This window comes from Phenylobacterium sp. (assembly GCF_013911965.1).
Lineage (GTDB): Bacteria > Pseudomonadota > Alphaproteobacteria > Caulobacterales > Caulobacteraceae > Phenylobacterium.
The window spans coordinates 118,829-139,548 of the sequence record NZ_JACESE010000010.1 but is presented as its reverse complement, the minus strand read 5'-3'; the positions used below and the strand labels follow the sequence as shown (position 1 = coordinate 139,548).

The window sequence follows — 20,720 nt, the reverse complement described above, 5'->3', positions numbered from 1 at the left end:
CAGGGCCATGAGCACTGCGGCCCCCATCGACGCCCCGGACACGCCTGTGCGCGTCCTGATCGGCCGGATCGCCCAGGTCTATCTGAAGCCGCGCTGGAAGGGCTTTGCGGTCGCCCTCGTCGCCGCCGTGGTGGTCGCCTTCTGCAGCGCCAAGCTGGTGCAGATCCTGGAGCCGGCGATCAACGACCTGCTGGTGGTGCAGAAGCCCGGCGCGCTGTGGTCCATCCCGCTCGCCATCGCCGGCTATGCGCTGCTGCGCGGGGTCGCCCAGATCACCCAGGCCTCCCTGGTCAACCGCATCGGCAATGGCGTGGTGGGCGATGTGCAGGTGCAGCTCTTCGGCCGGCTGGTGCGCGCCGACCTCGCCCGCCTGCGCAGCCAGCATTCGGGGACGCACGTCGCCTCGGTGCTCTATGACGCCAACCTGATCCGCGAGGCGGCGACCTCGGGCCTGGTCAACTACACTCAGCACTTGCTGACGGTGATCGGGGCCGTCCTGGTGATGATCTCCAACGACCTCGTCCTGACGCTGGCCATCCTTCTGGCGGCGCCGGCCGCCGGCGGCATCATGCGGCGCTTCTCCAAGAAGACGACCAAGGCGGCCAAGGGCGCCATGGCCGAGACCTCGGCGCTTTCCACCGCCATCATGGAGAGCCTGGACGGGGTCCGGGTCGTCAAGATCGAGAACCGCGAGGCCCACGAGGAGGCCCGCGTCGGCCAGGTCGTGGCCCGCCGCCAGAGCCATCTGGTGAAGGGCGCCAATGCGCGCGCCGCCGCCGCCCCGGCCACCGAGACCCTCATGACCCTGATCGTCGCCGCGGTCATGGCCTATGCCGGCTGGCGTGCGGGGACAGGCGACATGAATGTCGGCGCCTTCGTGGCCTTCATCGGGGCCCTGGGCGTCGCCTCCCAGTCCCTGCGCCAGCTCGCCAATCTGCAGACCGTCTTCGCCGAGGGCCTCGCCGGGGCGCGCCGCCTGTTCGCCGCCCTGGACGTGGAGCCGGAGGTGCGGGACGCGCCGGGCGCCCGCAGCATGGCCGAGAGCCAGGGCGCCATCGCCTTCGAGAACGTCGCCTTCACCTACGGCGAGGGCGCACCGGCCCTGAACGGGGTCAGCCTGCAGGCCAGCCGGGGCGAGAGCATCGCGCTTGTCGGCCCCTCGGGCGGGGGCAAGAGCACCATCCTGAACCTGATCCCGCGCTTCTACGACGTGACCGGCGGGCGGGTGACGCTGGACGGCGCCGATGTCCGCGACCTCACCCTGACCTCCCTGCGCGACCAGATCGCGCTGGTGACGCAAGAGCCCTTCCTGTTCGACGACACCATCCGGGCCAACATCGCCTATGCCCGGCCCGACGCCACGGACGACGAGATCGAGGCCGCCGCCAAGGCCGCCGCCGCCCACGACTTCATCATGGCTCTGCCGGAGGGCTATCGCACCGTCGTCGGCGAGGCCGGCGCGCGGCTGTCGGGCGGACAGCGCCAGCGCATCGCCATCGCCCGCGCCTTCCTGAAGGACGCCCCCATCCTGCTGCTGGACGAGGCCACCAGCGCGCTCGACACCGAGAGCGAGGCCCAGGTGCAGGCGGCCCTGAACCGCCTGATGGCCGGGCGGACGACCATGCTGATCGCCCACCGCCTGTCGACCGTGCGCGGCGCCGACCGCATCTATGTGATCGACAAGGGCCAGGTGGTGGAGTCCGGCGACCATGCCGCCCTGGTCAAGGCCGGCGGCCTCTATGCGCGCCTGGCCAAGAGCCAGGACCTGGAGACGGAGAGCGCGGCTTGAAGGGGCTCCTGCGCCGGCCGGGCGTCCAGGCGGTCCTGGGCTGGGTGCTGGCGACCTATCTGAAGCTCGTCCTGCGCACGGTGCGCTGGCGGCACATCAATGTGGACTGCGTCGAGCCGGTCCTGGCCGGTGAGTCCGGCGCGCTCGCCCTCTTCTGGCACGGCCGCATCCCGCTCTGCCTGTCGGTGGCCCCGCAGTGGTGGCGCAAGGGGACGCGGGCGCTGATCTCGCCCTCGGCCGACGGGGAGTTCATCGCCCAGGCTCTGGCGCGCGCCGGCTTCCCCGCCATCCGCATGTCCTCGGCCAAGAAGGGGGATTCCGCCAAGGCGCGCGCCGCCGTCGCCGGCTTCCGCGAGGCCATGACCTGGGTCGGCCAGGGCGGCGCCCTGGTCATCACCCCGGACGGGCCGCGCGGACCGAACGAGGTGATCGCCGCGGGCGCCCTGCAGATCGCCAGGCGGGCCAGGGTTCCGGTCTATCTGATGGGCATCGCTGCCGCCCCCGCCATCCAGCTCGACACCTGGGACAAGGTGATGCTGGCTGCGCCGTTCGGCCGCGGGGCGGTGGTCTGGGAAGGCCCGCTGACCGTCCCCGCCGAGGCCGGCGAGGCGGAGATCGCCGAGCTCTGCGCCGACTGGTCCGCCCGCCTTTCGGCCATCACCCGCCAGGCGGAACGGGAGGTGGGCCGCACGCCGTTGCCCGACGCGCCGCGGAGTGGGACATAGTCGCCATGGCGCACGATCACTCCGGCCATCACCACGGGCACGCTCACGATGATGGGCATGGGCATGGGCACGATCATGGCCACGCCCACGGACTGGGCGGCCACCATCACCACGCGCCCAAGGATTTCGGCCGCGCCTTCGCCGTCGGGGTGGCGCTGAACACGGGCTTTGTCGCCGCCGAGGTGGCCGCCGGTCTCTGGTTCGGGTCGCTGGCCCTGCTGGCCGACGCCGGCCACAACCTGTCGGACGTGATGAGCCTGCTGCTCGCCTGGGGCGCGGCCGCGCTGGCCAAGCGCAAGCCGGCCGGCCGGCGGACCTACGGCCTGCGCAAGGCCACCATCCTCGCCTCGCTCGCCAACGCCATCCTGCTGCTGGTGGCCGTCGGCGCCATCGTCTCCGAAGCGGTGCGGCGGATCATGGATCCGGCCGAAGTGGCGGCCGCGCCGGTCATGGCGGTCGCCGCCATCGGCGTCGTCATCAACACCGCCACGGCGCTGATGTTCATGGGCGGCAGCAAGTCGGACCTGAACGTCCGCGGCGCCTTCCTGCACATGGCCGCCGACGCCGCCGTCTCCCTGGCCGTGGTCATCGGGGCCGGCGTGATCGCGCTCACCGGCCTGCTCTGGCTCGATCCCGCGCTCAGCCTGCTGATCGTGGCGGTGATCCTGCTGGGCACCTGGGGCCTGCTGCGCGACTCGGTGGACCTGGCGCTGGACGCCGCGCCGCGCGGCGTGGATGTCGAGGCCGTCCGCGCCTGGCTGGCCGAGCGGCCGGGAGTCACCGACGTGCACGACCTGCACATCTGGGCCATGAGCACCACCGAGACGGCGCTCACCGCCCACCTGACGCGGCCCGTCAACACCGATCCGGACGCCTTCCTGCACGATGTCTGCGAGGGGCTGCACCACCGGTTCGACATCGGCCACGCCACCCTTCAGGTGGAGACGGGCGACGCCGCCCATTGCCGCCTCTCGCCGGCCGAGGTGGTGTGAGCGCACAGCCGCGTTCGCCGGGCCTCGCGGCCTACCGGCTGGCGCTGGGCGCGCTCGAACCCCTCGCGCCCGCCCTGCTGCGCGCCCGCGCACGCCGCGGCAAGGAGGATCCCGCCCGCCTGGCCGAGCGGCTGGGGCGCGCCAGCCGGGCGCGGCCCGAGCGCGGGCTGGTCTGGCTGCATGGCGTCAGCGTGGGCGAGAGCGTATCGCTCCTGCCCCTGGTCGAGGCCCTGCGCGCGCGGCGGCCGGACCTGACCCTGCTGGTCACCTCCGGCACGCGGACCTCGGCCGAGCTGCTGGCGCGGCGCCTGCCGGACGGGGTGATCCACCAGTACGCGCCGGTGGACGGGCCGCGCGTCATGGCGCGTTTCCTCGACCACTGGCGCCCAGGCCTCGCCGTCCTGGTGGAGAGCGAACTCTGGCCGAACCTGATCTGCGCCGCAGCGAAGCGCGATGTGCGCCTGGCCCTCGTCTCGGCCCGGATGACCCAGAAGAGCGCCGAGGGCTGGAGGCGCCGGGCGCCGGGCGCCGCGCGCGCCCTGCTGAACGCCTTCGACCTCGTCCTGCCGCAGGACGGCGAGACCGAGCGGCGGCTGCAGGCCCTGGGCGCGGCCACGGGGCCGCGGCTGAACCTGAAGCAGGTGGGCGCGCCCCTGCCCTGCGACGAGGACGAGCTCGCACGGCTGAAGGGCCAGATCGGCGAGCGGCCGGTGGTCCTGGCGGCCAGCACCCATGTGGGCGAGGAGGCGCTGGTCGCAGAAGCCTTTGCGCAGGTCCGCCGACAACACGCGGACGCCCTTCTGGTGGTCGCACCGCGCCATCCGGAGCGCGCCGGCGCGGCGCAGGACGCCCTGACGGCCGCAGGCCTCACCGTCGCCCGCCGCAGCCAAGGCGAGGCGCCCCTGGCCGAGGCCTACCTCGCCGACACGCTCGGCGAGCTCGGCCTGCTCTTCCGCCTGGCCGATGTGGTCGTCATGGGCGGGGGCTGGGCCGAGGGCGTCGGGGGCCACAATCCCCTCGAGCCGGCGAGGCTCGGCTGCGCCATCCTCACCGGGCCGCACGTCTTCAACGCCCATGAGACCTATGAGGCCATGTTCGACGAGGTCGCCGCCCTCTGCGCGCCCGACGCCGAGACCCTGGCGCGGCACGTGGCCGGCCTGATCGACAGCCCCATGATCGCCCGGCGCATGGGCGAGGCGGCCCTGGCCCATGCCGAGCGCCACGGCGCGGCGCTCGGCGTCGCGCTCGACCTGCTCGATCCGCTGCTGCCGGAGCCGGGCCTGTGAAGCTCTCCACGCCGCGCTGGTGGTATGTGCGCGAGCGGCCGCCCATGCCGGTGACCCGCGCCCTGCTGACCCCGCTCTCCTGGGTCTGGGCCGCGGTGACGGCGCGCAAGATCGCCCGGGCGCGACCGGTCGATCCGGGCGCGGCCGTCGTCTGCGTCGGCAATCTCACCATGGGCGGGACCGGCAAGACGCCGGTGGCGCGCGAGATCCTGCGCCGGCTGTCGGAAAAGGGCCTCGCCGCCCACGCCTTGTCACGCGGCTATGGCGGGTCGCTCGCCGGGCCGGTCCAGGTCGACCCCTTGCGCCACACGGCCGCGGAGGTCGGCGACGAGCCGCTGATGCTGGCCAAGACCGCGCCCGCCTGGATCGCCCGGGACCGGGCGGCCGGCGCCCAGGCCGCGGCGGCGGCGGGGGCGGAGGCGATCGTCATGGACGACGGCCACCAGAATCCGAGCCTGACCAAGGCCCTGTCGCTCGTGGTCGTGGACGGCGAGACGCGCAATGGCGAGTGGCCGTTCGGCGACGGCGCGGTCTTTCCCGCAGGCCCCATGCGCGAGCCGCTGAAGGCCGGGCTGGCGCGGGCCGACGCGGTCGTCCTGATGCTGCCGGCCGACATGGACGCCCCCGATCCGGCTCTGGTCCGCCTGTTCGGCGCGACCCCGGTGCTCGTGGCGCGGCTCGTCCCGGCCGAACCGCCGCCGGTCGGGCCACAGCTCGGCTTCGCCGGCGTGGGCAAGCCCTGGAAGGTGGAGCGGTCCCTGAAGGCGGCCGGCTGCGAGCTCGTCGACTTCGCGCCCTTCCCCGACCACTTCGCCTACGACGAGGCGACGCTCGGGCGCCTGGAGGCCCGAGCGAGGGACTTCAATGCGGGTCTCGTCACCACCGAAAAGGACTGGGTGCGGCTGCCGCCGGCCTGGCGGGACAGGATCGCGGCCTGGCCCGTTCGGGCGGCCTTCGAAAACGAAAAGGCCCTGGACGATCTGCTCGCCAGGGCCCTTCCGAAGTCGGCTTAGCGCGGTCGCTTAGGCGCCGGCCTTCTGGGCGAAGGACCAGCCGGCCTTGGCGAGAGCCGGCACCCGCTCGGCCATGGCCGCAGCCTGCGGGCTGTTGGCGGTGCCGTCGCGAACGCGGCCGACGATGCCCTGGATGATCCCGGCCAGACGGAAGATGTTGTAGGCGAAGTACCAGTTGAGATCCGGCACGCCGTCCCGGCCCGTCAGGCGGCAGTATTCGGCGACATACTCGTCGATGGACGGCACGCCGTGGGCCTTCAGGTCCGGGATGTTGGCGATGGTCCCGTTGACCCAGTTCATCAGCAGGTAGGTGAAGTCGGCCAGGGGCTCGCCCAGCGTCGACAGCTCCCAGTCCAGCACGGCGATCACGCGGGGCTCGGTGGGGTGCAGCACCATGTTGTCGAGACGATAGTCGCCGTGGACGATGGAGGTGCGGTCCTGGGCCGGCACCGTCTGGGGCAACCATTCGATCAGCCGCTCCATCTCCTCGATCTTGACGGTCTCCGAAGCGCGGTACTGCTTGGTCCAGCGGTCGACCTGCCGGCCCATATAGTTGCCGGGCTTGCCGTAGTCGCCGAGGCCGATGGCCTCGTGGTCGGTGTTGTGCAGGTCGGCCAGGGTCTTGAGCTTGGCCATGTAGATCGGCCGGCGCTCTTCGGGCGTGTACTGGGGCAGCTGCTGGTCCCAGAGGATGCGGCCCTCGACCATGTCCATGACGTAGAACATGGTGCCGATGACGTCCTCGTCGGTGCACAGGCCGTAGGTGCGCGCCACCGGGAAGCCGGTCGGGTAGAGGGCGGTGATCACCTTGTATTCGCGGTCCACCGCATGCGCCGAAGGCAGCAGCTTGCCCGGCGGCTTGCGCCGCATGACGTACTTCTTGCTCGGCGTGACGAGCTGATAGGTCGGGTTGGACTGGCCGCCCTTGAACTGGCGCACCTCCAGCGGCCCTTCGAACCCTTCGACATTGGCCTTCATCCAGGCCTCGAGGCGGGCCTCGTCGAACCTGTGCGATTCCGCCACCGGCTTGGTGCCGGTGTTGAGCTTTTCCCGCTCCTGTTCGGCGGCGTCGGCCATGGGCGCTCCCCTTTACTGTCGAGCCTTTTGGGCGTCGGGTTCGTACGCTTGTTTGAACCACCATACCGAGCCGCGACAGGGCGCCGCAAGGCGTTCGGCGCCCAAGCGTACCGGAAACTAGAATTCCGCCACCGCGCCGGCCTCAGCGGGCGAGCGCGCGCCAGCCGATGTCGGTCCTGTGGAAGCCCCCGGGCAGATCGATGCGGGACACCGCGTCGTAGGCCGCCTTGCGCGCCTCGACGAGGTCGCCCCCCAGGGCGCAGACGTTCAGCACGCGCCCGCCCGAAGCCCGCAGCGTTCCGTCCGCGTCACGGCTCGTGCCGGCATGGAAGACCACGACCTTGTCGCCGAAATCGGCCTCGGCCCCGGCGATCGCCGCCCCCGTCACGGGCTTCTCCGGATAGCCTTCGGCGGCCATGACCACGCAGACGGCCGACTCCTCCCGCCAGACCGGCGGCGGCAGGCGGTCGAGCTCGCCCTCGGCGCAGGCCATCAGATAGGGGACGAGATCGCTCTCCAGGCGCAGCATCAGCACCTGGCATTCCGGATCGCCGAAACGGACGTTGAACTCGACGAGCTTCGGCCCGTCCCGGGTAGCCATGAACTCCACGAAGAGCGCCCCACGATAGGGCGCGCCCTCCGCGGCGATAGCGGCGAAGGCGGGCTCGGCGAGCTCGCTGCGCACCCGCTCCACGAGTTCGGCGGTGAAGAGAGGCGCGGGCGAATAGGTCCCCATGCCGCCGGTATTGGGCCCCTGCTCGCCGTCGTAGGCGCGCTTGTGATCCTGGGCGTGACCGAAGACGATGGCGTGCTCGCCGTCGCAGAGGGCGAAGAGGGAGCCGATCTCCCCGTCCAGGAACTCCTCGATCACCACCCGCGCGCCCGCCGAGCCGAAACGGCCGCCCAGGGTGTCGTCGATGGCGGCTTCCGCCTCGGCGCGCGTCTTCGCCACCGTCACGCCCTTGCCGGCGGCGAGGCCGTCGGCCTTGACCACATAGGGCGGCTGGAAGCGGTCGAGCGCGGCCTTGGCCTCGGCGGCGTCCTCGCAGACCACATAGGCGCCGGTGGGCAGGCCGTGGCGCTCGCAGAAGGCCTTGGTGAAGGCCTTGGACGATTCCAGCTGGCCCGCCTGGCGGGTGGGGCCGAAGCAGGGGATCTGCGCCTCCCCGAGCGCATCGGCCAGGCCCGCCTCCACCGCGGCCTCCGGCCCGATCACCACGAGGTCGGCGGCGGTCTCCCGGGCCAGGGCCACGAGGCCCTCGACATCCGTCGCCTTGACGGGCCGGACTTCGCCGTGAGCGGCCATGCCGGGATTGCCCGGCGCGATCACGAGCCGCGAGAGCAGCGGGGACTGGGCGATCTTCCAGGCGAGCGCGTGTTCGCGGCCGCCCGATCCGACGAGCAGGATGTTCATGGCGCGGCTTTGCCGCGCCCGCCCCCGGGGGTCAAGCCGGCTACGGCCTTAGGCGTCGACGTCCAGCGAATAGCCGGCCGAGCGCACCGTACGGATCGGATCGACCTCGGTGTCGCGGTTCAGCGCCTTGCGCAGGCGACCCACATGCACGTCGACCGTGCGGGCCTCCACATAGACGTCCGAGCCCCAGACGGCGTCCAGAAGCTGCTCGCGCGAGAAGACCCGGCCGGGATGCTGCATCAGATAGTCCAACAGGCGGAACTCGGTGGGGCCGAGGTGGATCTCCTTGCCGCCGCGCTTCACCCGGTGGGCGACCCGGTCGATGACGAGATCGCCGATGCGGACCCGGTCCTCCGCCAGGCCGGGCCGCAGGCGGCGCAGGACGGCGCGGATGCGGGCCGAGAGCTCGGACATGGAGAAGGGCTTGACGATGTAGTCGTCGGCGCCGGTGTCCAGACCGCGGATCCGGTCGGTCTCCTCGCCCCGGGCGGTCAGCATGATGATCGGGATGTTGCGCGTTTCGGTCCGCGCGCGCAGGCGGCGGCAGACCTCGATGCCCGAGACCTTGGGCAGCATCCAGTCGAGCAGGATGAGGTCGGGCAGCTTCTCGTCGACCATCACCAGGGCTTCTTCGCCGTCGGCGGCCACCGCCACGGCGTAGCCCTCTTTCTCGAGGTTGTAGTTCAGCAGGGTCGCCAGGGAATCTTCGTCTTCGGCGACCAGGATATTGGGGGTCATGAGGCTCGCTCCCGCCACTAGCGCTGCAACGGATCGGTCTTCGGCCGCTCACCGGCGATCAGGTCGTCCCCGGTGATCTCGTAATGGATGATCTCGGCGATGTTCGTGGCGTGGTCGCCGATGCGCTCCAGGTTCTTGGCCACGAACAGCAGGTGGGCGCAGGCCGTGATCGTGCGCGGATCGCCCATCATGTAGGTCAGCAGTTCGCGGAAGAGGCTGTTATAGTGCTCGTCCACCTCGTCATCGCGCGACCAGACGGCCATGGCGCGGTCGAGGTCGTTGGAGGTGTAGGCGTCCAGCACCTCCTTCAGGCGCGAGACGACCAGCCGGCCCATGCGCTCGATCGAGCGGGTGAGCGGCACCATCGGGTCGGACTCGATGATGACGATGGTCCGCTTGGCGATGTTCTTGGCCAGGTCGCCGACGCGCTCGAGGTTGTTGGCGATCTTCATGGCCGCCACCGTGCGGCGCAGATCGTTGGCCAGGGGCTGGCGCAGGGCGATCATGCGGATCGCCTTGCGCTCGATGTCGGCCTGCAGGACGTCCAGCCGCTCGTCGCGGGCGATCACGGCGTCGGCGGTCTGCTGGTCGCGACGGACGACCGCCTCCAGCGAGTCGGCCACCGCCGCCTCGGTCAGCCCGCCCATCCGAGCGCACTCGGCGGTGAGCATGTTGAGCTCGTCTTCGTAGGCCTTGACGATGTGTTCGTTCATGGCGGCGTCCTCTTCCCGGCTCAGCCGAAGCGGCCGGTGATGTAGTCCTGCGTGCGACTGTCGCGCGGATTGGTGAACAGCTCGTCGGTCGGCCCGGCTTCCACGAGCCGGCCCATGTGGAAGAAGGCGGTGCGCTGCGACACCCGCGCGGCCTGGGCCATGGAGTGGGTGACGATGACGATGCAGTACTGGCTGCGCAGTTCGTCGATCAGTTCCTCGATCTTGGCCGTCGCGATGGGGTCGAGCGCCGAGCACGGCTCGTCCATCAGGATGACTTCAGGGCTGACGGCGATGGCCCGCGCGATCACCAGACGCTGCTGCTGGCCGCCGGACAGGCCCGTGCCCGGCTGATGCAGGCGGTCGGCGACCTCGTCCCACAGGCCGGCGCGGCGCAGGGAGGATTCGACGATCTCCTCCATCTCGGCCTTGGTCGAGGCCAGGCCATGGATGCGCGGACCGTAGGCGACGTTCTCGAAGATGCTCTTCGGGAAGGGGTTCGGCTTCTGGAAGACCATGCCGACGCGCGCGCGAAGCAGCACCGGATCGACGCTGCGGTCGTTGATGTCGTCGCCGTCGAGGACGATCTTCCCCTCGACCCGCGCCCCCGGAATGGTGTCGTTCATCCGGTTGATGCAGCGCAGGAAGGTGGACTTGCCGCAGCCCGAGGGGCCGATGAGCGCGGTCACGGCGCGGTCGGGCATGTCCAGCGACACGTCGAACAGGGCCTGCTTGTCGCCGTAGAACACCCGCACGTCGGTCGCCGCGACCTTGGCGGCGGCGGTGCGGACGCCGGCCGGGGCATGGGCGAGCGCGTCGTCGCGTTGGTTGGGCATGGCGGGTCTCGAAGGGGAACGGAGGGTCGGGATCATAGGGCTCACCAGCGGCGCTCGAAACGGCGCCGCAGGAGCACGGCGGCGAGGTTCATGATCACCATGAAGACCAGGAGAACGATGATGGCGGCGGCCGTGCGCTCATGGAAGGCGCGCTCCGAGGCGTTCTCCCAGATGAAGATCTGCACCGGCAGGACGGTGGCCGCGCTGGTGAAGGTCTCCGGCACGCCGGGGACGAAGGAGACCATGCCGATCATCAGCAGCGGCGCGGTCTCGCCCAGGGCGTGGGCCAGCGACAGGATGGTTCCGGTCAGCATGCCCGGCATGGCCAGGGGCAGGACGTGGTGGAACACCGTCTGGGTGCGCGAGGCGCCCACGGCGAGCGCGGCCTCGCGGATCGAGGGCGGGACCGCCTTCAGGGCCGAGCGGGTGGCGATGATGATGGTCGGCAGCGACATGAGCGCCAGCACCAGCCCGCCCAGCAGGGGCGAGGAGCGCGGCACCGCCAGCCAGTTGATGAACACCGCCAGCCCCAGCAGGCCGTAGATGATGGAGGGCACGGCGGCGAGGTTGTTGATGTTCACCTCGATCAGGTCCGTCCACCGGTTCTTCGGCGCGAACTCCTCCAGATAGGTGGCCGCCAGCACGCCGATCGGCGCCGCCAGCAGGGCGGTCACCAGAAGCATCATGGCCGAGCCGACCACGGCGCCGAGGACCCCCGCCTGCTCCGGCTCGGTGGAATCCGAGGAGGACAGGAAGGTCCAGTTGAAGCCGCCCTTGACCAGGCCCCTGGCCTTCAGCTCGTCGAGCCAGTCCAGCTGGCGGTCGCTCAGGGGACGCGCGCCGGCCTCGGTCGCCCGCTCGATCTGCCCCTTGTAGTAGAGGCTCGCATTGGCCTTCATCGGAGCTTCGACGGTGATCGTCTGGCCCACGAGCGAGGGATCCTCACGCAGGCGGTCCAGAACCAGGTAGCCGACCTCGCTGGAGAGAATCTCCATCATCTCGGAGGAGGCCTCGCCATAGGCGTCGTCGGTCTCGCCCAGCATGGCGAGCACGGAGTCGGCCGCCATCAGGTTGAAGTTCGATCCGGCGAGATCGGCCATATCGACGCGGTCGGCGTCCACCTGGACGGGGACTTCGATCCGGTAGTCGACGAAGGTCGAATAGCCCTGCAGGCCGATGCGGCCGAGGAGGACGACCAGGAAGGCGAGCGCCAGCACGATGGCCGCGCGGCCATAGAAGCGGAAGCGGGCCTCGGCCCGATAGCGCTTCTTCAGACGCGCCTGCGCCTGCTCGCGGTTGCGCGCCTTGGCGGCCTGGGCGGGGTTCAGGGCGACGTCAGTCATACTGTTCCCGGTAGGTCTGGACGATGCGCAGGGCGATGATGTTCAGCAGCAGGGTGACGAGGAAGAGCGTCAGGCCCAGGCCGAAGGCCGACAGGGTCTTGGGGCTGTCGAACTCCTGGTCGCCGGTGAGCAGGGTGACGATCTGAACGGTCACCGTCGTCACCGTGTCGAGCGGATTGAGCGTGGTCTTGGCCTGCAAGCCGGCGGCCATGGTGACGATCATCGTCTCGCCCACCGCGCGGGAGACCGCCAGGAGCAGGGCGCCCATGATGCCCGGCAGGGCGGCGGGCATGATGACCCGGCCGATGGTCTCCGACTGGGTCGCGCCCATGGCCAGGGAGCCGTCGCGCAGGGACTGGGGGACGGCGTTGATGATGTCGTCCGACAGCGAGGAGACGAAGGGGATCAGCATGATCCCCATGACGGCGCCGGCCACCAGGGCCATCTGGTTCTGCACCTGCATCAGGTACATGCCGACCCCGTCCAGGGGGCCGCCGACCAATTGGGCGCCGATGCTGTTGAAGAAGCCGCGGAAGAGCGGCCCCACCGTCAGGGCGGCGAAGAAGCCGTAGACCACCGTCGGAATGCCGGCGAGGACTTCGAGCAGCGGCTTGACCACCGCCCGCGTCGTCCGGCCGGCGTATTCCGAAAGATAGATGGCGGCGAACAGGCCGACGGGCGCGGCCACCGCCATGGCGATGATCATGATCAGGAAGGTGCCGGCGAAGAGCGGCACGGCCCCGAAGGCGCCCGAGGAGGCCACCTGGTCGGCGCGGATGGCGATCTGCGGATCCCAGGTGAGGCCGAACAGGAACTCCGTCACCGGGACGGACTGGAAGAAGCGCCAGCTTTCCCAGACCAGGGAGGCGACGATCCCGACGGTCGTCAGGATGGCCACCACCGAACAGGCGATGAAGATGGCCGAAATCCAGCGCTCCACCTGGGGCCGGGCGGCGTAGGCCGGCCTCAGCCGCGGCCAGGCGTAGGCGGCGCCGGCCAGCATAAGGGCGACGGCCGCGGCCAGGGCGCCGAAGGTGATGGCGCCGTCGAGCCGCTCGGCCTGCGCCACCTTGGCCGCAAAGGCGTCGCCGAGTTGGCCCTCATAGACGCGATCGCTGGCCCGCGTGCTGCGGACGGTGGCCTGCACGTCGTTGAAGAAGACTTCCTGGGCGCTCGGCGCCAGTTCGGCCACCGCGGCGGGAACCTCAGCCCGCAGGGCCGCCTGTTCGATCCGTCCGCCCAGCACGGTGACCAGGATCAGAAGCAGGGCCGCCGGCGCCGCCACCCACAGGGCGAAGTAGGCGCCGTAGTATCCCGGCAACGAATGGAGCGTCAGCGCCGTGCCGCCCGCGGCGCCCAGCGCCTTGCGGCGTCCGGCGGCGTAGGCGGCGGCGGAGAAGAGGACGAGCGCCGCGAGGGCGATCCAGGTGAGCATTCGGGCCTTCGATCAAGGACGGCGGGCGCGCGACAAGCGGCCAAGGCGCTTTCACCCTGGCCTCTGACCATGCGGCGCGGAAACTGCCCTCCCTTTGCTGATCGTACGTGACAGTCTCATGACACTTTTGCGACATCGCTCGGCTTGTTGAGCGGCGCTTCGCCGCGGGCTTTGCGCGCGTCGACAGGGAAGTAGGCGGTGAAGGTCGCCCCTCGGCCCAGGGCGCTCTCCACCACGAGCCCGCCCCTGTGGCGGTTCATGATGTGCTTGACGATGGCCAGGCCCAGGCCGGTTCCGGACTTCTCGCCGCTCTTCTGGCCTTCGACGCGGTAGAAGCGCTCGGTGAGTCGCGGCAGGTGCTCCCGGGCCATGCCCGGCCCGTCGTCGCTGACGGAGAGGGCCGCATAGCGCTCCGGGCCATGGTCGGGGGTGAGCAGCGGCAGGCGGGCGGCGTTCTCCATACGGCCGGCTGCGGCCGCGTCGGCGCTGAGGCCCCACTCCAGGCGAACCCGCACCTCCCCGTCCGGCGACGAGTACTTCATGGCGTTGTCCACCAGGTTCTGAGCCACCTGCACGATCTGATCGCGATCGCCGACGACCTTGACTGTTCCCCTCGGCGGGAGCTCCACGGCCATGCGGATCTTCCGCTCCTGGGCTATCGGGGCGACCGCGTCGACCACGTCGCTTACGGCGGCGGCCAGATCGACCTCCTGGTCGGGCGCCACATGCTCGTTCAGTTCGATGCGCGACAGCGACATCAGGTCGTCGATCAGCCGCGACATGCGCTCGGCCTGGACCTGCATGATGCCCAGGAACTTCTCCCGCGCGCCCTCGTCGGCGCGGGCGTGCCCCCGCAGCGTCTCGATGAAGCCCGACAGCGAGGCGAGCGGCGTGCGCAGCTCATGGCTGGCGTTGGCGAGGAAGTCGGCCCGCATCCGTTCCACGCGCCGGATCTCGGTCTCGTCGTGCAGAACAAGCAGGGCGAGCCGACCGCCGTCCGTCCCCATGCCCAGAGGGCTCGCATAGGCGCGGAAGATCCGCTCCTGCGTGCCGCCAGGCTCGTAGATCGCCTCGCCGGCCAGGGCGCCGAAGAGGGCTTCGTCCACCGCCTCCAGGACGTCGGGATCACGGATGGCCGTCACCAGCAGGCCGGCGTCCCGCTGGATCTTCAGGACGTCGCGCGCGGCGAGGTTGACGAGGACGAAGCGCCGGCCGGTAAGGTCGTCCGGCTCGTAGGCCGAGATCACCATGACGGGATCGGGCAGGGCGTTGATCACGGCGGTGTAGGGCAAGGACGGCTCGCCGGCGCTCACCTGGGCGTGTGTCTGGGCGACTTCCTCGCGCAGCAGGGCGGCCTTTTCCCGAGCGCGCGCCGCCTGCACGCCCGCCAGTCCCGCGAGGGCGGCGGCCAGCAAGGCGCCGGCCACCGGGTGCGCCCCGCCCACCAGGACCAGCAGCGCCACCGCCGCGACGGCGGCCCCGCCCATGACGAGCACCGGCCCCGCCGAGCTGACGCGGCGCGAATTCAGGGGCGACGGCGGCGTAAGCAGCGACACATCGAATCTCCGTTGGCGGGATCATCCACCAAGCCGCACCCCTGTGTCATCGACGTGACACCGCCCGAATTCGTCCGAAACGTGACCCGCAGGCCGCGCGGCGTCCGGAACTCAGCTCCGCACCCGGCGTTCGTGTCTCCCGGGGCGTGGGGGGATGACCGGCATGACCGAAAAGCAGACAACCTACTTGGCCGACAGCCTCCTGACGCCGCGCGCGGGCGTCGACGACCCTTTCGCCGCGGCCGTGCACGCGACCCGCATGCCGATGATCATCACCGACGCCCAGGCGCCGGACATGCCGATCGTCTTCGCCAACGACGCCTTCCTGGCCCTGACCGGCTATCGGCGCGACGAGGTGCTGGGCCGCAACTGCCGGTTCCTTCAGGGGCCCGAAACGGACGCCGCGGCCGTCAGGACGCTGGCCGAGAGCATCGCCGCCGGCCGTCCCGCCACGGTCGACCTCCTGAACTACCGCAAGGACGGGACGCCGTTCTGGAACGCCCTGCAGATCAGCCCGGTGCACAACGCCGAGAACGAGCTGGTCTTCTTCATCGGCTCTCAGATCGACGTGACGGCGCGCCGGCAGGCCGAGGACAGCCTGGCGCGCGATCGCGACGGGCTGGAGAGCGCCGTCAGCGAAAAGGCCCGGGCCGCCGAGAAGGCGCTGGCCGAGCGCACGGCGCTGCTTCACGAGGTCGACCATCGCGTCAAGAACAACCTCCAGCTCATCAGCTCGCTGCTGGTCCTGCAGACCCGGCGCACGCGCGATCCCGATACGCGCCAGGCCCTGCAAAGCATGCTGTCGCGGGTCAGCGCCATCGCCACCGTCCATCGCCGCCTCTTCCAGAGCAAGGACATCGAGCGCTTCGACGTGGCGGCCTTCGTCCGCGATCTGCTGGGGGACGTGTCGACCAACCACGAGGAGGTTCGGGTGAGCCTCGACCTGCAGCGCGTCGACATCGCCGCCTCGCAGGCCGCGCCGCTGGCCCTGGTGGTCAACGAACTGGTCGACAACGCCTTCAAGCACGCCTTTCGAGAGGGTGAGGGCGGCCACCTGAAGGTGCTCGTCCGGCGCCTGAACGGCCACTATGTGATCGAGATCTGCGACGACGGGGTCGGCCTTCCGGCGGACGGGCGCTTCGAGCGCGGCTTCGGCCTGACCATCGTCGACCTTCTGACCCAACAGCTGCGCGCCGATCTGACCCTGCAGGACGGGCAACCTGGAACGCGCGCCGTCGTTAAGTTGCCTGTGAACGGAACCGCGTGAGCCTGATGCCCGAACCTCTGAAGGTCCTGATCGTCGAGGACGAGGTGCTCCTCGCCGTCGAACTCGGCTTCCTCGTGCGCGAGGCCGGCTGCGAGGACGTGGGACACGCCATGGACTCGGCCGGCGCCGTGAAGCTGGCCAGCGCCCTGCATCCGGACATCACCCTGGTGGACGTCCACCTCAGCGACGGGCCGACCGGCGTCGACGCCGCACGCGAGATCGCGCAGCGGAACGACGGCGTCGTCCTGTTCATGACCGCCAACGTCAAGCGCCTGCCCACGGACCTCGCCGGCGCCTGCGGCGTGATCGGCAAGCCCTATTCCGACAAGTCGGTGCGGCGGGCCCTCACCTATCTGGCCGGCTGCCTGCGCGAAGGCTGCGCCGGCGGACCGCCGCCGATCGGGCTGGAGCTGTCCCGCGACTTCAGCGCCCGCTGGGGCGTCGACCAGTTCGCCCAGGCTGGCTGAGTCCCATGGCCGCCCTCCCCCTGCCCGAGGTCATCGGCATGAGCGCAGGCCTCTGCTCCATGGCCAGCTTCACGCCCCAAATCGTCAAGACGTGGCGGGAGCGGGACGCCCGTTCGATCTCGCTGCGCATGTATGTGGTCACCGTCACCGGCTTCTCGCTCTGGGTGGCCTACGGTCTGATGATCGAGAGCCTGCCGGTGATCTTCACCAATGTGGTCTGCCTGACCCTCTCGGGCCTGATCCTCGCCATGAAGTGGCGCTTCTCCCGACGCGGGCCGGCCGATGAGGGCCTCGAGCCGAGCGGCTGACGGACGCCTGTTGGCGCCGCCGGACGGCCTCAGTAGGATCGCGCCGAACCGGGCGCGGCCTTGCGCCCTTGTACCCCGAAGTCTGCGCGCACCGCGGCCGTCCGCCGGCCCTGCGCCTCCAGGACCTGCCCCCGCATGCAAGAACGGATCGCCGAGGCTGACGCCGCCTTCAAGGCCGGCCGCATCGAAGACGGCATTCGCATTTCCGAAGCCCTGCTGAACGACGAGCCGAACGCGCCGCAGGCGCTCTATCGCAACTTCTCCTCCCTGCTGTTCCGCCGCCAGTTCTACGAGAAGGCCGCGCACTGGGCCCTGCAGGGAACGAAGGCCTATCCCCGCGATGTCGAGCTCTGGAACCTCCGCGGCGTCGCCCTCCGTCGGCTCGGCCGTCTGGAGGAGGCGCGCGAGGCGCTGGATGCGGGGCTGGCCGTCCAGCCGAAGAACGAGGCCCTCCTGCAGAACAAGGGCAACGTGCTCAACGATCTGCGCGACGGCCCCGGCGCGGTCGCGATCTTCACACGGCTGGTCAAGGCCCATCCCACCAACGCCGAGTTCCAGCGCAGCCTGGGACGCGGCCACTGGCGCGCCGGCGATCTGGAGAAGGCGGAGATGCGTTTCCGCCTCGCCAGCAAGCTGAAGCCCGACATGATCGACGCCTGGCTCGACCTGTCGGCGGTGATCGCCGATGCGCGCGGCCCCGAGAACGCCCTCGAGACGCTCGACGAGGCGATCGCCCTCACCGGCTCGCCCCGCCTGATGGAGGCCAAGGCGGTCGCCATCCGCCGGAGCAACCAGCTGCGCCGGGCGGACAAGTATCTCCGCGAACTGCTGGAAAGCCAGCCCGAGGCCGCCTGGATCCACCATCAGCTGGGCGCGGTGGTCAGCGACTGGGACCGCGAGCGGGCGAACCGCCACCTGCGCCGGGCCGTCGAGCTCAAGCCCGACGACGTCGAGTACCGCATGGCCCTGATCGAGAGCCTGGCGCGCTCGCGCTATGGCGACGAGGCGCAGCATCTGGACGACGCCTATGCCGAGCTGAAGGCCGTGCGCCAGATGGCGGCTCTAAGCAACGGCGCGCACCTGAAGGTCGCCTCCGAGGTCCTGTCGCGCGTCTGCGATTTCGACGGCCTCGACGAGGTCTGCGACTTCACCGAGACCGGCCGCCTGTGGGCTTCGCAAGGCCGCCACACCGCCCTGCTCAGCCAGCTCTCGCGCGTGCGCACGGCCGAGGACCGGGACGAACTGGTCAGCCAGCACCGCACCTGGGGCGATGGCGTGCAGGAACGCACCGCCCGCTATCCCCTGAAGCGGCCGGCCGAGCCCCGGCCGGACAACGGCAAGATCCGGGTGGGCTTCATGTCCTCGGACCTTCGCAACCACCCCGTGGCCTATTTCGCCCTGCCGCTCTTCGAGCACTACCCGCGGGAGCGTTTCGAGATCTACTGCTACTCCTACTACCAGGGAACCGAGGACGTCCTGCAGAAGCGCATCACCGACTTCGTCGACGTCTTCCGCTGGAAACAGGACCTCAGCGACTTCGACGCGGCCCAGATGATCTGCGACGACCAGCTCGACCTGCTGATCGAGCTCGGCGGCTCGACGCACATGAACAAGCTCAACGTCATGGCCTGGAAGCCCGCGCCGCTCCAGGCGAGCTGGCTCGGCTATCCCCACTCCTCGGGCCTGTCGAACATCGACTATCTGATCGTCGATCCCTATCTGGCCCCGTCGCGGCCCGAGCTGCTGATCGAGGATCCGCTGCTCATGCCCGCCAGCTGGATCGCCATGGGCGAGCTCGCCTTCCCAGAACGGCCGATGAACCTCGAGCCGCCGCAGGTGGCCAAGGGCCACGTGACCTTCGGCACGGCCAACAATCCCTACAAGTACAGCCGCGAGATGCTGCGTCACTGGGCGCGGGTGACGGCGGCCGTGCCGGATTCGCAGTTCATGTTCGTGCGGCCGGAGGGCGGGACGGCGACCTTCCGCGACCACATCGCCGAGATCTTCGCGGCCGAGGGCGTCGCCCGCGAGCGGCTGCGCTTTGAAGCCATCCGCGGGGCCCACATGCCCTTCTACAATGAGATGGACATCTCGCTGGACACCTTCCCCCAGACCGGCGGCACGACGACCTGCGAGTCGCTGTGGATGGGGGTTCCGGTGGTCAGCCTGGTCGGGCCGGCCCTCTTCGAGCGGCTGAGCTACTCGATCCTGTCCAATGCCGGTCTGCCGGACCTTTGCGTCGGCGATCTCGACGCCTATCTCGAGACGGCCGTGAAGCTCGCCACCGACGTGGACCGGCTGCGGATGCTGCGCCGGGAGTTGCGGCCGCGCCTCAAGGCGAGCCGCCTGGGCCAGACCAAGGCCTTCGCCGAGGATTTCTACCGGATGATCGACGCCGCCGTGACCGCGCGGCGGGCCCAAGCGGTCGAGCCGGAGACGGCCGCCTAGCCCTGGAAGAACTGAGGATCGGCCAGGGCCTGGGCGATCACGGCGGCGGGGTCGCGCGGCGCCACGCCCAGGCTGCGCATCCGGGCCGTCGCACAACGGGGCGCCGGGGGGACCGGCCTGTCCTCGCCCAGGGTGAGGCTCCAGCCCGCCTGCGCGAAGACGGCGGCCAGTTCGCGGTTGGACAGATTCCGGCCGCTGGCGAGGTTCACGATCCCCTCGGCGCGGCCGTCGGCCATGGCGATCAGGCCCGCGACGACATCGTCGGCCTGGATATAGTCGCGAACCGCGGCCGGCGCGGAGGCCGGCAGGTCGATCGACCTTTCCCGCCTCGCCCGCGCCAGCAGGTCGGAGAGAAAGCCGCCCGCGTCCGGCGTCCAGTCGAAGACGTTGGAGAGACGCGCCACGACGCCCCGGCTGTCCGACCGGGCCAGGGTCAGGTTCTCGCCGAGCGCCTTGGAGAGATCGTAGACGTTGCGGGCCGCGGCGGGATCGAAGACCAGCCGGTCGGCCTCGTCGCCGCCGGCCTCGCCCAGGCTGTCATAGACCCGGGTGGACGACAGATAGATCAGCCGCTCGAACCGTCCACGCTTGAGCACCTGGGCCAGGAAGCCGACATGGGCCTCGACCGTGTCGAAGGGCCGGACGTGAAAGTCGCCGGTCAGGCCGGCGCAATAGAAGACGGTCCCCAGGTCCTGATCGAACAGCTCGGCGTCGTCGCGGGCGGGGGCGTAGACGCTGTCGCCGCGCGCCCGCAGGGCGGCGGACAGACGCCCGCCGATGAAGCCGCGGGCGCCGATGACGGTGAAGCGGCTCATGCCGACCCGCGCTCACCGATGCGGCGCACGGGCGCGCCCGCATAGACGCCGTAGGGCTCCAGTCGGCCGCGCACCACCGAGCCGGCGGCGACCACGCAGCCCTGGCCGATGACGGCGCCGTCGAGGACGACCACGCCGGCGCCGAGCCAGACATCGTCCTCGATGACGATGCCGCCGCGGCTCTCCATGAAGCCCTGGTCGCGGATCCGGGTGTTGCGGTCGGATATCTGGTGATTGGTCGGCGCAAGCGTGCAGTTGGCCGCGATCAGGACCGCATCGCCGATCCGCACCCCGTTGCCGGTGTAGATCACCGTCCCGGAATTGATCGCGCAGTCGGCGCCGATCACCACCTCGCCCGCGCCGCCGGCCGGCTTGATCTTGACGAAGGAGTCGATAAGCGTCCGCGCGCCGATCTCGATCAGGGTGCCGCGCACCGAGCGTTCGATGTCGGCGAGCGGCGAGACGGTGGCGGTGGGATCGATCTTCAGCATGTCGGACTTG

The 20,720-nt window shown here is 70.5% G+C and carries 19 protein-coding genes; 9 read left to right on the top strand and 10 right to left on the bottom strand.

The features are described from left to right. Positions 1–7: 7 nt before the first annotated feature. Genes H2041_RS12000 through lpxK form a run of 5 tightly spaced genes read left to right on the top strand, consistent with a single transcriptional unit; the run spans position 8 to position 5,805 of the window. Positions 8–1,789 (top strand): ABC transporter ATP-binding protein, encoded by a 1,782-nt coding sequence (locus H2041_RS12000; RefSeq protein WP_293412948.1) that lies wholly within the window; start codon positions 8–10, stop codon positions 1,787–1,789. Beyond that, positions 1,786–2,514: a lysophospholipid acyltransferase family protein gene (locus tag H2041_RS11995; RefSeq protein WP_293412946.1), complete on the top strand. Its 729-nt coding sequence runs from the start codon at positions 1,786–1,788 to the stop codon at positions 2,512–2,514. Before H2041_RS12000 ends, H2041_RS11995 begins: the two co-directional genes overlap by 4 nt. Before the next feature lie 5 nt (positions 2,515–2,519). Beyond that, positions 2,520–3,506, top strand: a complete 987-nt coding sequence (locus H2041_RS11990) for a cation diffusion facilitator family transporter (protein ID WP_293412944.1) — start codon at positions 2,520–2,522, stop codon at positions 3,504–3,506. Further along, entirely contained in the window at positions 3,503–4,792 is a 1,290-nt protein-coding gene (locus tag H2041_RS11985) for a 3-deoxy-D-manno-octulosonic acid transferase (protein ID WP_293412942.1), read from the top strand. The genes H2041_RS11990 and H2041_RS11985 overlap by 4 nt, the downstream gene beginning before the upstream one ends. After that, positions 4,789–5,805: a tetraacyldisaccharide 4'-kinase gene (gene lpxK, locus H2041_RS11980; protein WP_293412940.1), complete on the top strand. Its 1,017-nt coding sequence runs from the start codon at positions 4,789–4,791 to the stop codon at positions 5,803–5,805. Before H2041_RS11985 ends, lpxK begins: the two co-directional genes overlap by 4 nt. A 9-nt stretch (positions 5,806–5,814) precedes the next feature. On the opposite strand, the gene H2041_RS11975 is transcribed toward lpxK, so the two are convergent. From H2041_RS11975 to H2041_RS11940, 8 genes are all read right to left on the bottom strand, one after another. Next, a complete protein-coding gene (locus H2041_RS11975) occupies positions 5,815–6,882 on the bottom strand; it encodes a phosphotransferase (protein ID WP_293412938.1) in 1,068 nt (355 codons plus the stop codon). A 142-nt stretch (positions 6,883–7,024) separates the two neighbouring features. Beyond that, on the bottom strand, positions 7,025–8,296 hold the full coding sequence (purD, locus tag H2041_RS11970; protein WP_293412936.1) for a phosphoribosylamine--glycine ligase: 1,272 nt from the start codon (positions 8,294–8,296) through the stop codon (positions 7,025–7,027). A gap of 48 nt (positions 8,297–8,344) precedes the next feature. Beyond that, complete coding sequence (gene phoB, locus H2041_RS11965) at positions 8,345–9,034, bottom strand: phosphate regulon transcriptional regulator PhoB (protein WP_293412934.1); 690 nt, start codon at positions 9,032–9,034, stop codon at positions 8,345–8,347. Between the two features lie 17 nt (positions 9,035–9,051). Continuing rightward, on the bottom strand, positions 9,052–9,747 hold the full coding sequence (gene phoU, locus H2041_RS11960; RefSeq protein ID WP_293412932.1) for a phosphate signaling complex protein PhoU: 696 nt from the start codon (positions 9,745–9,747) through the stop codon (positions 9,052–9,054). Between the two features lie 20 nt (positions 9,748–9,767). Further along, positions 9,768–10,580 carry a phosphate ABC transporter ATP-binding protein PstB gene (pstB, locus tag H2041_RS11955; protein ID WP_293412930.1) on the bottom strand — a complete coding sequence of 271 codons (813 nt, stop codon included), beginning with the start codon at positions 10,578–10,580 and terminating at the stop codon, positions 9,768–9,770. 41 nt (positions 10,581–10,621) lie between these two features. Further along, positions 10,622–11,923, bottom strand: a complete 1,302-nt coding sequence (pstA, locus tag H2041_RS11950) for a phosphate ABC transporter permease PstA (protein ID WP_293412928.1) — start codon at positions 11,921–11,923, stop codon at positions 10,622–10,624. Then, positions 11,916–13,358 carry a phosphate ABC transporter permease subunit PstC gene (gene pstC, locus H2041_RS11945; protein ID WP_293412926.1) on the bottom strand — a complete coding sequence of 481 codons (1,443 nt, stop codon included), beginning with the start codon at positions 13,356–13,358 and terminating at the stop codon, positions 11,916–11,918. Before pstC ends, pstA begins: the two co-directional genes overlap by 8 nt. Positions 13,359–13,474: 116 nt before the next feature. Then, entirely contained in the window at positions 13,475–14,845 is a 1,371-nt protein-coding gene (locus tag H2041_RS11940) for an ATP-binding protein (protein ID WP_293413000.1), read from the bottom strand. Between the two features lie 232 nt (positions 14,846–15,077). On the opposite strand from H2041_RS11940, the gene H2041_RS11935 reads away from it, so the two are divergent. The 4 genes from H2041_RS11935 (at position 15,078) to H2041_RS11920 (ending at position 19,404) form a co-directional block, all read left to right on the top strand. Continuing rightward, positions 15,078–16,181: a histidine kinase dimerization/phosphoacceptor domain -containing protein gene (locus tag H2041_RS11935; RefSeq protein WP_293412924.1), complete on the top strand. Its 1,104-nt coding sequence runs from the start codon at positions 15,078–15,080 to the stop codon at positions 16,179–16,181. A 5-nt stretch (positions 16,182–16,186) separates the two neighbouring features. Beyond that, on the top strand, positions 16,187–16,648 hold the full coding sequence (locus H2041_RS11930; protein WP_293412922.1) for a response regulator: 462 nt from the start codon (positions 16,187–16,189) through the stop codon (positions 16,646–16,648). Between the two features lie 5 nt (positions 16,649–16,653). Next, positions 16,654–16,956, top strand: a complete 303-nt coding sequence (locus H2041_RS11925) for a SemiSWEET family sugar transporter (protein WP_293412920.1) — start codon at positions 16,654–16,656, stop codon at positions 16,954–16,956. A 135-nt stretch (positions 16,957–17,091) separates the two neighbouring features. Beyond that, a complete protein-coding gene (locus tag H2041_RS11920; protein WP_293412918.1) occupies positions 17,092–19,404 on the top strand; it encodes a tetratricopeptide repeat protein in 2,313 nt (770 codons plus the stop codon). Here the strand turns inward: H2041_RS11920 and H2041_RS11915 are convergent. Together H2041_RS11915 and H2041_RS11910 are read right to left on the bottom strand one after the other, a co-directional pair. After that, positions 19,401–20,219, bottom strand: coding sequence for an NAD(P)-dependent oxidoreductase (locus tag H2041_RS11915; RefSeq protein ID WP_293412916.1), 819 nt, complete (start codon positions 20,217–20,219; stop codon positions 19,401–19,403). The two genes, H2041_RS11920 and H2041_RS11915, sit on opposite strands and share 4 nt — an antisense overlap. Further along, the gene (locus tag H2041_RS11910) at positions 20,216–20,710 is read right to left on the bottom strand and encodes a DapH/DapD/GlmU-related protein (protein WP_293412914.1); all 495 of its coding nucleotides are present in this window, start codon (positions 20,708–20,710) and stop codon (positions 20,216–20,218) included. Before H2041_RS11910 ends, H2041_RS11915 begins: the two co-directional genes overlap by 4 nt. Positions 20,711–20,720: the final 10 nt, after the last annotated feature.

Bases quoted from the DNA above. Each gene is read 5' to 3' on its own strand.
- H2041_RS11935 (WP_293412924.1), top strand. From the start codon at position 15,078: ATGACCGAAAAGCAGACAACCTACTTGGCCGACAGCCTCCTGACGCCG.
- phoU (WP_293412932.1), bottom strand. From the start codon at position 9,747: ATGAACGAACACATCGTCAAGGCCTACGAAGACGAGCTCAACATGCTC.
- H2041_RS11915 (WP_293412916.1), bottom strand. From the start codon at position 20,219: ATGAGCCGCTTCACCGTCATCGGCGCCCGCGGCTTCATCGGCGGGCGT.
- pstC (WP_293412926.1), bottom strand. From the start codon at position 13,358: ATGCTCACCTGGATCGCCCTCGCGGCGCTCGTCCTCTTCTCCGCCGCC.
- H2041_RS11925 (WP_293412920.1), top strand. From the start codon at position 16,654: ATGGCCGCCCTCCCCCTGCCCGAGGTCATCGGCATGAGCGCAGGCCTC.
- pstB (WP_293412930.1), bottom strand. From the start codon at position 10,580: ATGCCCAACCAACGCGACGACGCGCTCGCCCATGCCCCGGCCGGCGTC.
- H2041_RS11930 (WP_293412922.1), top strand. From the start codon at position 16,187: ATGCCCGAACCTCTGAAGGTCCTGATCGTCGAGGACGAGGTGCTCCTC.
- H2041_RS11920 (WP_293412918.1), top strand. From the start codon at position 17,092: ATGCAAGAACGGATCGCCGAGGCTGACGCCGCCTTCAAGGCCGGCCGC.
- H2041_RS12000 (WP_293412948.1), top strand. From the start codon at position 8: ATGAGCACTGCGGCCCCCATCGACGCCCCGGACACGCCTGTGCGCGTC.
- purD (WP_293412936.1), bottom strand. From the start codon at position 8,296: ATGAACATCCTGCTCGTCGGATCGGGCGGCCGCGAACACGCGCTCGCC.
- H2041_RS11990 (WP_293412944.1), top strand. From the start codon at position 2,520: ATGGCGCACGATCACTCCGGCCATCACCACGGGCACGCTCACGATGAT.
- H2041_RS11910 (WP_293412914.1), bottom strand. From the start codon at position 20,710: ATGCTGAAGATCGATCCCACCGCCACCGTCTCGCCGCTCGCCGACATC.
- pstA (WP_293412928.1), bottom strand. From the start codon at position 11,923: ATGACTGACGTCGCCCTGAACCCCGCCCAGGCCGCCAAGGCGCGCAAC.
- H2041_RS11975 (WP_293412938.1), bottom strand. From the start codon at position 6,882: ATGGCCGACGCCGCCGAACAGGAGCGGGAAAAGCTCAACACCGGCACC.
- phoB (WP_293412934.1), bottom strand. From the start codon at position 9,034: ATGACCCCCAATATCCTGGTCGCCGAAGACGAAGATTCCCTGGCGACC.
- H2041_RS11940 (WP_293413000.1), bottom strand. From the start codon at position 14,845: ATGGGCGGGGCCGCCGTCGCGGCGGTGGCGCTGCTGGTCCTGGTGGGC.